At 38.7% G+C, this 15,910-nt stretch carries 11 protein-coding genes; 7 read left to right on the top strand and 4 right to left on the bottom strand.

Annotated features, from left to right (window positions below; genetic code table 11):
- Window positions 1-11: 11 nt before the first annotated feature.
- The 7 genes from EGI05_RS04930 (at window position 12) to EGI05_RS04900 (ending at window position 10,768) form a co-directional block, all read left to right on the top strand.
- Window positions 12-4,247: a type I polyketide synthase gene (locus EGI05_RS04930; RefSeq protein ID WP_123261936.1), complete on the top strand. Its 4,236-nt coding sequence runs from the start codon at window positions 12-14 to the stop codon at window positions 4,245-4,247.
- Entirely contained in the window at window positions 4,235-4,534 is a 300-nt protein-coding gene (locus EGI05_RS04925; RefSeq protein ID WP_123261935.1) for an acyl carrier protein, read from the top strand. Before EGI05_RS04930 ends, EGI05_RS04925 begins: the two co-directional genes overlap by 13 nt.
- Window positions 4,525-5,319 carry an alpha/beta fold hydrolase gene (locus tag EGI05_RS04920; protein ID WP_123261934.1) on the top strand — a complete coding sequence of 265 codons (795 nt, stop codon included), beginning with the start codon at window positions 4,525-4,527 and terminating at the stop codon, window positions 5,317-5,319. Before EGI05_RS04925 ends, EGI05_RS04920 begins: the two co-directional genes overlap by 10 nt.
- Window positions 5,312-7,708, top strand: a complete 2,397-nt coding sequence (locus EGI05_RS04915; protein ID WP_123261933.1) for a glycosyltransferase — start codon at window positions 5,312-5,314, stop codon at window positions 7,706-7,708. The genes EGI05_RS04920 and EGI05_RS04915 overlap by 8 nt, the downstream gene beginning before the upstream one ends.
- A 2-nt stretch (window positions 7,709-7,710) precedes the next feature.
- Complete coding sequence (locus tag EGI05_RS04910; protein WP_123261932.1) at window positions 7,711-8,979, top strand: condensation domain-containing protein; 1,269 nt, start codon at window positions 7,711-7,713, stop codon at window positions 8,977-8,979.
- The gene (locus tag EGI05_RS04905) at window positions 8,976-10,223 is read left to right on the top strand and encodes a condensation domain-containing protein (RefSeq protein ID WP_123261931.1); all 1,248 of its coding nucleotides are present in this window, start codon (window positions 8,976-8,978) and stop codon (window positions 10,221-10,223) included. The genes EGI05_RS04910 and EGI05_RS04905 overlap by 4 nt, the downstream gene beginning before the upstream one ends.
- A 71-nt stretch (window positions 10,224-10,294) precedes the next feature.
- Window positions 10,295-10,768, top strand: a complete 474-nt coding sequence (locus tag EGI05_RS04900; protein ID WP_228428547.1) for a hypothetical protein — start codon at window positions 10,295-10,297, stop codon at window positions 10,766-10,768.
- A 109-nt stretch (window positions 10,769-10,877) separates the two neighbouring features.
- Here EGI05_RS04900 and EGI05_RS18145 read toward each other — a convergent pair whose 3' ends face one another.
- The 4 genes from EGI05_RS18145 to EGI05_RS04885 form a co-directional block, all read right to left on the bottom strand.
- Entirely contained in the window at window positions 10,878-11,000 is a 123-nt protein-coding gene (locus EGI05_RS18145) for a hypothetical protein (RefSeq protein WP_262693910.1), read from the bottom strand.
- Window positions 11,001-11,200: 200 nt separating this feature from the next.
- Window positions 11,201-13,147 (bottom strand): hypothetical protein, encoded by a 1,947-nt coding sequence (locus tag EGI05_RS04895; protein ID WP_134197359.1) that lies wholly within the window; start codon window positions 13,145-13,147, stop codon window positions 11,201-11,203.
- Between the two features lie 28 nt (window positions 13,148-13,175).
- Window positions 13,176-15,035 carry a DUF2075 domain-containing protein gene (locus tag EGI05_RS04890; protein WP_123261928.1) on the bottom strand — a complete coding sequence of 620 codons (1,860 nt, stop codon included), beginning with the start codon at window positions 15,033-15,035 and terminating at the stop codon, window positions 13,176-13,178.
- On the bottom strand, window positions 15,032-15,361 hold the full coding sequence (locus EGI05_RS04885; protein WP_123261927.1) for a nucleotide pyrophosphohydrolase: 330 nt from the start codon (window positions 15,359-15,361) through the stop codon (window positions 15,032-15,034). Before EGI05_RS04885 ends, EGI05_RS04890 begins: the two co-directional genes overlap by 4 nt.
- Between the last annotated feature and the right edge of the window lie 549 nt (window positions 15,362-15,910).

The following is a 15,910-nucleotide window of genomic DNA, read 5'->3' as shown; positions in this document are numbered from 1 at the left end:
CTCTGTATATTATGAAGAAAACGGATGTTGCTGTCATTGGCCTGTCCTGTGTCTTTCCGGGCGCAAAGGATGCCCATACTTTCTGGCAGAATATTATTAATAAAGTGGATTCCACCCAATTGGCCCCTGCCGATCGAATCGACCCTGTTCATTTCAGTGACAATACCAGTCCCATTGACCGTTTTTATTGTCAGCGTGGCGGATTTATCCCTGATTATGAATTTGATCCCACCACTTTCGGTATTTTACCGTTAGCCGTTGAAGGTACGGAACCCGATCATTTATTAACCCTCGATCTGGTTCATAAAGCCTTGGATGATGCCGGTGTTTTTCAGAAAAACATTTCGCTGGAAAAAGCAGGAATCATCATTGGGAAGGGAAACTATACCGGACCCGGCGCCACCCGGGCCATTGAAATTGTAAGAACAGGAGAACAGATTTCCTCTTTATTAAAAGAATTATTACCCGGAGTTTCTTCCGCAGACATTGAAAAAGTAAAGCATGCTTTTCAGGAAAGAAAAGGGCGTTTCGCCGCTGATACCGCGATGGGATTGATTCCTAATCTGGTAGCCTCTTTAGTGGCTAACCGCTTTAATTTGGGAGGAGTGGCTTTTACCGTGGATGCAGCGTGTGCAAGTGCCTTATTGGCAGTAGATCATGCCGTACAGGAATTGCAAAGAGGCCGTTCAGACATCATGATTGCAGGCGGAGTTCATACCGGGCAAAACGCTGCTTTCTGGAGCATTTTCGCCCAATTGGGGGCTTTATCCCGTCAACAGCAGATCAAGCCTTTCAGCAGTGATGCAGACGGCTTATTGATCGGGGAAGGCTGTGGTTTTGTAGTATTGAAAAGATTGGAAGATGCCGTTCGTGACCAGGATAAAATTTATGCAGTCATCAAAGGAGTAGGGGTAAGCAGTGACGGTAACGGAACCAGTGTGATGAGCCCTTCTGTGAAAGGACAGTTGAAAGCTTTACAGCAAGCCTGGGCCAATGCAGATTTGGATGAAAAACAAATCGGTTATGTAGAAGCTCACGGTACAGGAACACCACTTGGAGACAAAACAGAGCTTCAGACATTGGCTCAATTCTTCAGAAAAGAAGAAGATGCTCAAATTGCAGGAATAGGCTCTGTAAAGTCCAACATAGGACACGCCATGCCTGCTGCGGGAATGGCAGGATTGATAAAAACCTGTCTGGCTTTGCATCATGATACATTACCGCCAACATTGTACTGTGAAAACCCAACTCCGGATATGCAGAACACCAGGTTCGAACCTGTGCAGGAAGCAAAAAGCTGGTCAAAGACCGGATTACCAAAAATAGCAGCAGTGAATGCTTTCGGGTTCGGTGGAATTAATGCACATGTGGTGCTGGAAGGATATGACATGCCTAAAAAAGACAACGTTCTGATCTTAGCCAGACCAACTCATGAAGAATTATTATCAGCGTTACAAAATAATGAAACAGCAGTAGAAGAGGGAAATTTCCGTGTGGCTATATTTGATCCCACTCCCGCGAGAATTGAAAAGGCCACTAAAATTGTTGCCAAAAATAATCCTTGGCGCAACAAGCAGGATATCTGGTACACCAATACGCCTCTATTGCAAAATGGAGAAAAAGTAGCCTTTGTATTCCCCGGATTGGACGGATTAGCAAAAGGTGAAGTGGAAAGTGTAAGCCGTTATTTTAATATCAACGCCCCGATAGAAACCGAAGGGGAAGGATTATTAAATGATGCTTTGCATATTTTCAATAATTGCAGCATCCTTGACCACTCCCTAAAAAAACTGGGAATTATTCCTGATATGAATGCAGGACACAGCTTAGGAGAATGGCTCGCCGGCTATTCTTCTGAATTGGCGGAAGTAAATTCTGTAAAAGCTCTAATAGATGTTTTAAATCCTGAAACTTTTGAATTAAAAGATTCAAAATTTATTGCTATCGGAGCTGGAATTGAAACCGTTCAGCCTATTATTGAAGAAATTTCGGACGTTTATATTTCCAATGACAATTGCCCGAATCAGGTGATTCTTTGTGGAAGCAATACTGCGTTGGATGAATTGGTTCCGGTACTGAAATCAAAACAGATATTTCATCAGATTTTGCCTTTCCAGTCGGGGTTTCATTCCCCATTTATTGCTGATAAATTAGATGTGATTCTGGCGGGAATGGAAAAAGCACAGTTCCAGCCAACGAAAATTCCGTTATGGTCTGCAACTACTTTGAAACCGTATCCGGCCGATCAGGAATCCATCAGGAAGCTCAGTGCGGAACATCTTGTTGAGCCTGTTCGTTTCCGTGAACTGACTAATACATTATACGAAGAAGGCGCAAGAGTCTTTATCCAGGTCGGAACAGGTGGATTAATAGGCTTTATTGATGATACTTTGAAAGGAAAAGCATTCAGCACCATTGCATCGAGTGTTCCTACACGTTCTTCACTGGCACAGTTACAACGCGTGGTGGCTGCATTATTTGTAGAAGGGAAGACAGTGGCTCTTGACTTTTTAGAACTCCAAAACTCTTCTCCAAAAGCATCCGGAAAAGGAATGAAGCTGGAACTAGGCTCACCGATCATCCGTGATTTTAAAGAAATCAAAGTGTTGGCAAAATCAATGGAAGCCTCGAAGCAAAATATTTCCGCTACTGTAGCAAAATCAGGGCATCCGCTAGTTCAGGCGTTCCAGGATAATATAGCGGATATGATCCGTATGCAGGAAGAAGTCCTGACCTTATTCCAGGATCGTTCTGCAACTCCCGTTCAAAATGTTATACTTCCAAAAATACAGAAGCCTGCAAGCAAGAATTTTGAGAAAACTTTGCGGGTGACGTTAGAAACGCATCCCTATTTGATCGACCACAGTTTATTGAGACAACCGAAAGGCTGGACCGAAGTGGCCGATATGGAACCCGTGATTCCGATGACCATGATTTTCGAGCAATTGGCAGAAATCGCACAGGCTGAAATTCCGGGAAGCCAGGTTCATAAAATTATGAACGTAAGTGTTTTTCAATGGATGAATGTGGCAAAACCTTTCGAAAAAACCGTCAAAGGAGAATGGAGATCCACCCACCATGCTTATCTCGATATTGAAAATTTTGCCAATGCAGAAGTTCTGCTAACCTCTACGGCGAGACCCAATCCTACCTTCACCCTTTCCATTGGTGATGTGTTGCCTATCGAAAGGACACCCGAAGAAATCTATGATAAGCACATGTTCCATGGAGAACAATATCAGGGAATTACAGAAGTTTCAAAAATAGGAACAAAAGGGATTATCGGAAAGATCAAAGGAAACGGCGGAAAAGGGTCCTTGTTAGACAATGCAGGTCAATTATTCGGGCTTTGGCTGCAACTGACGTTAACGAAGGACAGAATTGCTTTCCCCGTAAAGATCAAAGACATTGAGTTTTTCGGAGATCTCCACGATCAGGATGGTATTTTTGAATGCACTTGCAGTCTGACAGAACTCAATGATGAATTCGCCATTGCAGATATTCTTTTAACCCGGAACGGAAAAGTATGGGGTAAGATTTCAGGCTGGCAAAACCGTCGTCTGGAAATTGATGCCGCTTTATGGAATGTCTCCATGTCGCCATTACATAACCGTCTTTCGGAGGAAATTGCGCCACAGGTATTTTTCTTTCATCAGGCCTATTCAAGAGTGGCGTCATGGGATTTTATCCTTAAGAGATATTTCAATCAGACAGAGAAAAAGCATCATAACACTTTATTGCCCAACAAAAGAAAAAGCTGGATGGTAAGCCGTGTTGCGGTAAAAGATGCCGTAAGAAACCTTCTTCGCCAGGAAAAAGATCACGCCTGCTTCCCTATTACGTTTGAAGTTGCCTCGGATGAGGTCGGAAAGCCTTATTTGATTGGGGATTCCACGAAAGATATCCATATTTCTTTAGCCCATAAAGGAAAAGATGCAGTCGGAATGGCTCGCAGCGGAAAACCGGTCGGGATCGATATGGAGATCATTGAAGAACGAAGCTCAGGATTTTACGATGTGGTCTTTACAGATCATGAACGGGCATTATTAAAGGATAAAGACCAGGCAGAATGGACCACCCGTTTCTGGGTAGCCAAAGAAGCCTATGGAAAATTCAGGGGAATAGGATTGAAAGGAAATCCGAAACAATTCGAAGTCGAAAAAATAACAGATGATTCTTTATGGATCAATCAAACAGAAATAAAAACCATTAAACATAAAAATTATATCATAGGATGGACACTATAAACACAACCGCAAAATTAAATCACGAAGAATTATTCACCCTTTTAAAAGGCTTTATCACAGAAGTCATAGGCGAAGAATTTGTAGAAGAAATGGACATTACCCCGGAAAGCTCATTCACGAAAGATCTGGAAATGGACAGTATTGAAATCGTTGCTTTTTCTGAAAAGATCAAAGCGCATTTCGGAGACCAGATCGATTTCACGGGATGGCTGTCTTCTATGGACTTAGATGAGCTGATCAACCTGGATTTACGTATGATCATCAATTACATCTACGAATGCCAATAATCTCTGTTAACGGTAAAAAAGTTCATATTCAGGAACTCAATAAAGGGGCTGGACAAACGGTGGTGCTGATCCACGGGATGTTCAGCAATCTTTCCATTTATTATTTCAATATTGCCCCCGTTCTGGCCAAACATTTCCATGTAGTGATGTATGACCTAAAAAGCCACGGTATGAGCGAGCGTTTTTTGGACGGCTACGATCTGGAAAATATGTCTTCCGATGTGCTTTCTTTGATGGATGTTTTAAACATTGAAAAAGCCCACCTTGCAGGCTATAGCTTCGGAGGCTTGATCGCTTTGAAAACTGCTTTAAAATCTCCTGACCGGGTAGAACGGTTAGTTATTATTGAAGCACCCGATCCACAGGACGAAAAAGCCAGGAACATCATTGATGAATACAGCAGGGAGTTTCTGGAGCATTATGTGGCCAATTTTACCGATACCACCAAAGTACAGATGGGCAAAAGACAGATGGAAAAGAACCACCGGATGTATGAGTTCCTGTTCAATGAAACCACTATTAAAGCAGATATGATCAAAGAAAAGCATTTCCTGAGCGAAATGGATTTTTCTGAATTACAGCCTTCCGCCTTATTGCTATACGGAGCTGATTCCAATTGCAGGCCGACAGGAGAATGGCTGAATGATCAAATCAGTCAATCCGAATTGCTCTTAATTCCCGGAGACCACAACATTCCGATTCAGGAGCCGGCTTTGATTGCAGAAACCATCGCCCGTTTTTTATCTCAACCCTCACCTAAAAACGTAACACAAAACCATGGCTAAATTTGTATTTATAGTTCCCCCTTTAACCGGTCATGTGAATCCCACGCTAAGCATCGGTGCCACTCTTCTGGAAAGAGGACATCATGTGGCGTGGATCAGCCTTGATCCTCAATTAAAAAATAAGCTTCCGGAAGGCGGAGAATTATTACTCATTCAATACGACCAGACGGACGAAGAAAAAAGAGAAAGCGAAAATTATCTCGATATCATCTCTAAAAAAGTGGTCTATGGAATCGACAGCATTAAATTCCTTTATGAAGAGGTGCTGATTCCTTTGAACAGACATTGCTATAACGGAATCATTCCATTGCTAAAGGAGTATCAGCCTGATCTGGTGATCGGCGACCATCAGTTATTCGCGGCTTCTGTTGCTGCCAAAAAACTGGGTTTACCCTATGCCACAACGGTTACCGCTCCGGCTGCCATCAAAATCATGAGCGAGCTTCCCAAAGTGCATGAATGGGAAGAAAAACAAATCGTCGCTTTACAACAGGAACTGGGTGTTGAAGAAAACCGGGCATTAGATTGTTCGGATCTGCTGACATTGGTCCTGACCTCAAAATATTTCTTTGGTGAAATGGATCTTACTTCCAATTATCAGTTTACAGGCCCTGTTCTTACCCAACGCCGGATTTCCAGTGAATTTGACTGGGAGAAATTCCACGAAGACTCAAAGAAAAAGATTCTGGTAAGTATCGGAACTACCTTTGACCACGATCACAAAAAAGCATTTTTCCAAAAAGTGGTTGATGCTTTTAAAGAAGAAAACTTAACCGTTGTAGTTGTTTCAGATCCACAGCTTTTTGATCACTGGCCGGACAATTTCATGGTATATCAGCAGGTTCCCCAGCTGGAATTGCTTCCTCATTTGGATGGAGTGGTCTGTCATGGAGGTCACAATACCGTTTCCGAAGCCATTTCCAACGGGCTGCCATTGGTGGTGATCCCTATTGCCTACGATCAGTCGCATGTGGCAGGACGTGTAGTACGCACGGGGGCAGGAGAGCGCCTTAATTTTAACCGGTTTAAAGCACATCACCTGAACGAAGCTGTACAGCAAATTTTGAATAATCCCGGATATAAAAAAGCGGCAGAAACCATTCGTGAATCTTTTGTAGAAGCCGGAGGAAGTGCAACCGCTGCCGATTTGCTGGAAAATGTTATTTCAGCATCAAAAACAGAAAAACCTAAGTCTAAGTTTTTATTTGTAGTTCCCCCGTTTTTCGGACATATCAGTCCTACTTTAAGTGTCGGTGCAAGTTTGATCGCCCGTGGCCATGAAGTGAAATGGTTCGGAATTACACCTTTAGATCAAAAACATATTCCTGAAGGTGGAAGCTATTGTTATCCTGAAGAAGATCTGATCCCATATCAGGAAGAGATCGCCCGTATTTTAAAAAGACAGGATGATGGTCCCGCCTGCTCAGGTCCTGAAGTGATGAAACTGGCCTTGGAGGAAACCTACGTTCCTTTTGCTAAAATGATGATGCCCGGATTGGAACGTCTAACGAAAGACTGGCAACCTGATGTGATCGTTAATGACTGTATCACATTCGGAGGAGCACTGTTTGCCTATAAAAATAATATTCCGTGTGTAACCACCACCCCTGTTCCGCCGGATGTGATGGGAGATACCGCGAACAATGCCCCAAAAATCTTTGAATGGCAGCAGAATTTAATCAAACAGCTTCAAAAGGAAGTCGGAATTGAGGATGATGGTATTTTTATCCATTCCCATCAGTTGAATCTGGTGTTCACCTCACAGAAATTTGCAGATTTTGAAACGGTTCCGTCCCACATGGAATTTGTAGGACCTGTAAAAGGACGCCCGAATCCTGCTCCTTTCGACTGGGAAAAGCTGGAAGCCTCTAGCACACCGAAAATATTCGTGTCATTAGGAACCTTATTGGTGGATATCCGAAAAGCATTCTTTGAAAAAGTGATTGCTGCTTTAGGGGATCAGCCTGTAACGGTGATTGCTGCGACACCGCCGGATATCTTTGAAGAATGGCCGTCTAACTTTATCGTGAGCAGCTTTGTTCCTCAATCGACATTAATGCCTCACATGGATATGGTGATCTGCCACGGCGGCTTCAATACGGTAAATGATACGTTCACCAACGGATTGCCGATGCTGATCACTCCCATTGCTTACGACCATTTTCATATCGCTAAGCTGATTGAAAAAGCAGGGTGCGGAATCAGCATCAGGTATAAAAGATTACGGGTTGAAGCCCTTCGTCAAACCGTTTTTGAATTGCTGGAAAACCCGGCATACAGAAATGCAGCAAAAGACGTTCAGCATACTTTGTTAACCGCAGGAGGGAATGACCGTGCGGTAGAATTGTTAGAAAATTTTGTACAACAGTCCACTTTAGTCCCGGTGTAGTTATGAAAAGAAGATTGCTATTCGGTGAGCGTATGCTGTTGGGAGACGGAACAGAGCCTTTCAATGCCGTTATCCCGTTCAGACTGCGCGGAACATTTAAGGAAGAAGATATTCAGCAGGCGCTGCATCAGATTCAGGCTAAGCATCCTTGGCTGCGGGCTCTTATCACTTATGATGATCAACATATTCCCTGGTTTGAAATCCCGGAACGTTCTTTACCCATTCCGGTACGGATCGTTTCCCGGAAAGGAGAAGATGATTGGCAGGAGGAATCCAAAAAGGAATGGCAGACCACATTCCTGTACGAAAAGCTACCGCTGATCCGTTTTGTATGGATCAAAGGAGAGGAGGTTTCAGATATGCTTTTCGTGTTACATCATTGCTTATGCGATGGCGGTTCCGCGATGGCTTTCCTGTATGAATTTTTGCAGGTATTGGATAATCCGGCCGCGGATATTGGGATAGAACAACCTATTTTGGGAATCCAGGATGTGGTTCCGGAAGCTATTCTGAACAACCGCAGGCAAAAGCTGAAAGCCAAGTTCATTGGCAGACTGGCAGCCACAGCGATCAAATGTATTCCTGTAGGCAAAAAAGCGGTGGAACGGCAAAATGATTACCTGATCCATTGGAAATTAGATGAAGCAAAGAGCCGGGAACTGATTGCTTATTGCAAATCCAATGATGTTACCGTCAACACTTTTTTAAGTGCAGCAGTACTTCAGGCATTCAGAAAGGTGAGAGGGAAATTGGCTTTCAACAAAGTTTCCTGCCCGGTGGATATCCGGCGATTTGCCCCGCAGATCAAAAACGATCATATTTTTGCTTTCGGACTGATGATCGTGCTGTCCGCACATGATAAAATGAGCTTTCTGGATAATGTACGTCTGATGCAGGAAGCCGTGGAACGTAAGACAGCCAAGCTCAATCCTTATATCACGATGATGGTGATGGAATCCGGGCATGATGCCCTGAACAACTTTACAAAACTGCTGAAACAAGGTAAGTCTTCCAACGACTGTATGTTTTCGAATCTGGGGCGTATCCAGATCCCGCATCAATACAAGGCGTTCATGGTGGACACTATTTTCAGCCCTTCCGTGATTGGGCCTTTAGGGAATACCACTACGCTGGTTTCCTCCACCTTCCGGGGAGAAATGGATTTCTCTTTCGTAGGAAGTGAAGGCTATTTACCGTATTCGGAAGCACTGGCGATCCGTGATGAGATGATGAAGACCGTAAAGCAACAAATAGAATCTTTGGCAGTATGATGAAAAGAAGATTAATGATGGTGGAGAGGATCATGTATGTAGATGCTCAGACGCCTTTAAACTGTGTGTTTACGGCCAAAGTCTCTGGAGTGCTTTCAGAAGAGAATTTCCGGCTGGCTTTAGCGAAGATCCAGAAGAAGCATCCTCTGCTGAGAACGGTTATCGATGATCAGAGTGAAACATATCCTTTCTTTACGGAAGAAAAGGAAATCAAACCTATACCGCTCCGTATGGTTCCGAGACAGACGGAAAATGACTGGCTGCTGGAATCGGAAACGGAATGGTTCCGCTTATTTGATGAAGATAAAAAGCCGTTGGCCCGCCTGGTCTGGATCAAAGGAAAAGAGGTGTCTGAAATTCTTTGGGTAATGCCTCATTGTATCTCTGACGGCACTACCGGAGTTACCCTGATGCGTGAACTCCTTGCCCTGTTGGATGATCCGTCTTCTGAACTGCTTCCGTATGAGGCATTCCGTTCCGTGGATGAATTTCTTCCTTCGGGTTTCGATGCGGGGAAAAAGAAATATAAGGCTTATTTGTATTTGATCATGGCGAAAATTTTCTTCATGACGCAGAAAAAGAGCAGGATCAAAAACCTTGGAAAGAATTATGCCCTTCACCGGAAGCTGGATTCGCAGGTCACCAGGCAGATCACGGAAAAATGTAAAGCGAACGGGATTTCGGTGCATGCTTTGCTCTGTGCCGCATTCATGCAGGCCTTTCGGGAGATACAGGGGAAGAAAGCGAAAGGGAAGGTAATCAGTCCTGTAGATGTGCGTCATTTTATTCCGGAGATCGGGCAGGATCATTTATTTGCTTTTGCCCCCACTGTTGAGCTTTCCCTGAAAAAGGAGGCTCAGAACATACTGGACAATGCGAAGGAGATCAAAAAAGAGCTGACGCAAAAGATCCAAAAAATAGAAGCCAGGGAACTGTTGTGGATGGGTGAACGGATGCATCCTATTGTAGATCGCATGATCTCTATGCTGAAATCGAGCAGAGGGGGACATGATATTACTTTATCCAATATGGGTAAAATAGATATTCCGAGGGATTATAAGCATTTTACCTTGGAGACGATTTACAGCCCGACGGTTGCGTTTCCCTGGCTGAACTCCAATACGTTGGTGGCCACTACTTATAACCAGCAGATGGATTTCACCTTCATGTCCAATGAACATTTTCTTCCGAAAGAGGAAGCGATACAAATCAAAGATAAAGCTATTGAGCTAATGACCTCATGAAATTTACGATAAAAAAGGCTCAACCTAAACCGATCAAAAAAACAACTCTCAACCGCTTTCTAAGGAAGCGGATGATCTATTATGTCCTTCCGAACGTGTTCTTTAATTTTATCATTGCCTACGCCAGCTTCAATGAATTAGGATACACGCATTTCTTTGCAGGAACCCAATGTCTGGCCAAGTTGACCCTGCCTATGGCGATATTTTTACCGGTTGTCCTTACCATTGATATTTTGAAAAGGGTAACCGATGCCGCTGAACAGGAAGCCATTGAGTTCAGGGTTGATGAACAGCTTAATCTCAAAAGGATGATGACGAGGCTGAGCATTATGCATGGCGTGGTGACCGGATTATCAGTGCTGTGTATGCTGCTTTTAGCGCAATTCAATTTGTCTAAATATTATAAGCTGGATGGTGCTGCCATGGCTGTAGTGGTGGGGATTCTTGCGGGCGGGCTTTCTGTGGTGTTTACATATTTGCCGGTGATGAGGTTGAAAAAATACCTGTATAGGCCTGTACAGATTGTTCCTGCTGATGCAGAATAGTAGTACAAGATATTCAATCTATTTTTTAACGCAAAGTTTTGTTTTCGGATTGCCTTATTGTAAGGGAGCAAAGTTTGTTCTGCTCTGCAATCCTTCCATACTGCTGTCTCTATTCCAGAGTAAGGTTGACGGTTTTCCCGGAAAGGGTGCTTACAATACTCTGAATTGCCTGGTCTAAAGCGGCAAGCTCTTCCTGGGAAAAGCTCACATTAATTAAATTGTCAAACGTCATAATTTTATTTCTATTATTTGGTTTGTGAATCAAATATAAAAAATGAGAGTACTCCAAAATCACAGAATGGTGATTTTTTAAAGATTATTCAGATATTTATAATATATTGGGAAATAGGGTTTTGTGTTGGGTGGTTTTTTGCGAAAAGTTTTTAGGATTTGCTTATGAAACCTGAATATAGGTTGATTTTAAATTCCTATCTATAAAGGTAAAATATTATCTTTTATATGAGATTTTATAAGATTTTTTGCAATACTTAAATCATCATCTATTTTTAATATAAGTAAAACCAAAAGCTTTAGCAATGTTTTATAATCATTTTCCTGGTCATTTTCATTGTGGCTATTAGTGGCATGAACATATTTGTTTCGAAGCCATAAGCCATTAGAAAACCTATTATTAAGATAATAATCAAAATATTCTTGTTCGGCTACAGTTAACAATTTGTCAGAAAATTTCACCATTTTTTGTTCATTCATGAGATCAATTTCTACACGAAGAAATTTTGGGAAGTACCAATAACTTATAACATCATAATTTTTTAAATAATAAATGATTAGTAGTAAGTTTTCGTTTACTAATTTCAACCTTCCATCCTCGTTTATTTTCAGATAATTTTCATCAATTAGTTGTTGAATATATTTTTTATCAAAACTATCGAAATCTTTTAAAGATACTATTTCATTTTTTATAAGGGAGTAAAAGTTTTTATACTTATCCCCGTATTTTTCATAGTCAATTAGGTAGCTCATACTGCTGAAAAAGGTATGTTCTAATTTTAAATATTCCTCTCCAAAAGGGTAAACATATTTTTTTTGTAAAAGAGAAGGAATATTGCCAAACTTTGATGTTTTTGTACTTACCTGTAGCAACTCATAATCAACGATATCATCTTCAACATATAGTTTATATTGCTCAAGCAATGATTCAAATTCTGGTGCCAACAATCTAATTTTCTCTAAGTAGCTACTTTCTTTGTTAGGCAAGTGTAGTTTCAAATAATTAAGGTTGAAGTTTTTATTTAAATACTCATTCACAAAATTTTCTAGAATATCTTCTAACCTTTTATCAATTGTATTTAAAAAAAAATCATAGATATAAAATTTCAAATGTCCTTCTAAAGATTTTTCTCTAAACATAGAGGAAATAAAAAATTCATTTTTTGATCGAATAAATGTATGTTCCAAGCTATCAATTTCTGATGTTCGTGAAGTAAATTCAATACATCCTTGAAAATCTAAATATTCAAATATGGTTCTAAAATTTTTTAGAAGAGTTACATTATTAATATCTTCACTTAGTCTTTTTTTACTATAAGAATAAATTTGTTCCCCATCTTTATATTCTATTTCTTTTATTTCATCTTGGTCTTCAGATAATGCAACTCCTTTTTTTAAAACCAAAGTATGTTCACTATTTAATAATTCTTCATTAATTTTATCAGCTAATCTTTTTGCCTTAAGTCTTGTTTTATCGGTAAATCTTAAATTTTCTGAATCCTTATTTTTAACAATTAAACGAATATAATTTAGATTTGTGTCATCTGAATCCAAATATTTATTAACTAATTTTTCACGATCTTCCAAAGTTAACGATCTAGGAAAAAATTTTTCTTGTTGTGGACGGTCATGTATAGCTTCAAAATAACTTAGAAGTATTTCCGCATTACGTGGATTAGATATAATGTATTCAGCAATTTCATTATCAAAGTGGTTGACGACTCTTTTACAATAAAGAATATCTGTAATTTTAAATCTTTTCTTTTTAAATATCAAATCTAAATCTAAACTTGTTATTTGTTTAAATGTTTCATGTTTATTGACTAATAGCCAAAAAGTTTTGAAGTAAGCGGAATCAATATTGTCATAAAAGGTTACAATTTCATTTGCTTTTAAACTCTTAAAGAATTGACTTATATCTTTTTTAAATTCTTTGATGATACTTTCATATTTTGTTATTTCATTTTTAGCCCAGTTTTGATGAATAAAGCCATTTTCAAGATAATCGATAATATGATGTCGTTCTAAAATATCATTAATGGATTCAATCGGTTTTTCGTTTTGTTTATTTTTAAAAAATTCATCAATTTTATTCATCATGTGGTAAGATGCTAGATCCTCTTTTGAAAAAAAAACTATTCTACGCATATTGTTATTACTTTGTAATTCTTATATATTAGCTTTGTAACGCTTTTTTAAAGTACTCTCTGGTTTCATGATCAGTACAATATATGTAGCATCCCTTCATTCCTCTTGTCATTAATGTACGATATGTATTTTTGATAATTGATCGAACTAAACTTTTAGCATATTGGGGATTTTCTTTTAATAATTTTTTATATCCAAAAATGGATTTGTCCATTTTAGATCGAGATAAGGGTTGTACTAATACCTGATCATCTCTCACAATTAAATCATCTCCAATAATAACCCCAATATAATCGACCTCTAGACCTTGACATGTATGTATGCATCCAACTTCGTTCACAGAATTAGGATTGATAATCCAAGTAGAGCCATATGTTTTAAGGTTCCATTTCATAGAAAAATCAAAACCATCTATTTTAATATCATCCAATTCTGGATTTTTATCAGAAACCCAATCCCAACAATATCCGGCAACAAGTCTTGCTTTATTATTTTTTTTATTCTTTTTTACAATAGTATCTTTTAATTCATCAGGTGAATCAAAAATTTTGAATTCATAATCAAAATCTTTAGAATTAAATTCATAGTTTGCGGTTTCTCTTATCTGCAATGTATTATCTAACCAAGAGATATAGCCATCTGAACCATTACATCTGAATTGAGATTCCAATTCCATTTTATGAACATTAGCCCCTAACTGTAGAGCTATTTCTTCAATTACCTTGATTTCACCATAGTCTTCAATATGCACTCTTTGATCTTCGTCAATGAAAAATATTGAACATAACGCAGAGTTTATAATCTCTTTAACCTGATTATCTCCTCTGCGAAGGAAGCTAGTTTTTTCAGTTAATCTATGGGCTTCATCTACAAGTAATGTTTTAAAAGAATTAAGAGGTGTATTTATAAAACTACCACTTCCTACAAAAAGTTTCTTAAGCTCAACCATTTTAAGATCCTTGCTTAACTTATCAAAATAAACTTCCCTAGGAGCACTTGTTTTGGTGACATACTGTGCCAAATGACCTCTTTTTACTAAATCCACCAATAAATTGATTGCTACTACAGACTTTCCTGTACCTGCTCCTCCCTGAACAATGATAACATTTTTATTTGATTCTGATGATTCTATAGCAATCTTTTTAGCTGTTTCATAAACCACTTTCTGATCATCAATCATCAGAAACTCTTTATTGCCTTTAAGAATAGAATTCAGTGCATCTGATAAACTCTTAGTGGGACGAACCTTACCATTATCAATCCTAAACATAATGCTAGAATTATCACCTTTTTTTATAAACCTTTTAATGAATTCACGCAATTTTAAAGCATCAGGTTTTAAGAAAACAGGAGCTTTTCGATTATAAAATTCATAAAAAGTGTGGTCAATAATTCCATCAGGTTCGTAATTATGAAGATAAGCACAAGGATGTAACCTGATATTCTCTTCCTCAATGGTCGCATTAAATCCATTCAATAAAGCAGCATATGAGTAAGCTTGATAAGAAGGATGGCTTGTATCTACCATTCCACCTCCAAGTCTTGTTTGTATTATACCATCACGGTCAGTTAATTGACATGATTCCCATTGCTTCAATTCAATAATTATCACATTTTCATGATCATCATCTCTTCCAGTGATAATAAAATCAACTCTTTTAGAAGTCTGGGGAATATGATATTCTATTGAAATACCGGCATCTTCCGGAATTTGAGGATCATTCAGTACACGATCCATATATCCCAGAGAATTGTGAAAGGATCTTAATTCCCTAGCTGATATATTGTGTCCTGTTTTTAAGTGTATCTGAGAGGAAATAATATTTTCAATTGCATTAGTAAGCACATCACTTGAAAAGTCTTGCTTAGTTTTATGGTAAACTATCATAGATCTGAATACTTTTTACTAGTTCCTTTAGATTTATCAATAGGATATTTTTCAGCATTTTTTTTCATCTTGTCTTCAATAATTTCCACCACATCTAAATTAAATTTATCAGCAATATTTAGAGCAAATGTGAAAATATCTGCCAATTCTTCTTTTACTCTATCAGTGTTTACTTCTGTATCTCTTTTCCACAAGAATAATTCTAAAAGTTCAGAGGATTCAATATTTAATGCTATTGCTAAATCTTTTGGATTATGAAATTGTTCCCAATCTCTATCCTTATTAAATTTTCTGATTTTTTCTATCAGGGATTTTATTTCTGACATTATTATTAGCTTTTAAAAATTATTACAATATATAAATAAATTAATTTATTAACTCATAAATTCTTATTTTAGAAAAGGTGTCTATATTAGATATTAAATAAAATTTATTCTCATTTCATATTATAGTGAGTTGTGAAAATATTTATATATTAGCAACTGATTTTAACGGAAAAATATAAAGCATTAGCTTTCTTGTTCTGGAAAACTGGCACTTTTCAAAGACAAACAAGGATAGGCAATGCTCACGCTTGGCGTGGGCTTGTTTATTTGTTTGTCGGGTATGCCAGTACCTCCAGAACAGTAGACATAGCTCCACGCTTTTTTATTTTCTAAATTATTGCAACCAATTGAATAAAATGAATCCATAAATATATAATATGACATGGTTTGTCGCCTTGTGAAAATATCTTGTATAGTGTTTAAATAATAACTTACAACTATGAACACACAAAATTTAATTTTAAAGTCTCCTTAAAGAACAAGTATTGCCTTAATAAGTTAAAAGAAAATTCATTACATGGTGAGAAAAAGCACAATAATATTTTTTCA

This window comes from Chryseobacterium daecheongense, from assembly GCF_003729955.1.
Taxonomy (GTDB): Bacteria; Bacteroidota; Bacteroidia; order Flavobacteriales; family Weeksellaceae; genus Chryseobacterium; species Chryseobacterium daecheongense.
Note: the sequence above shows the minus strand (reverse complement) of the source record. Positions and strands in the feature narration are given on the sequence as shown.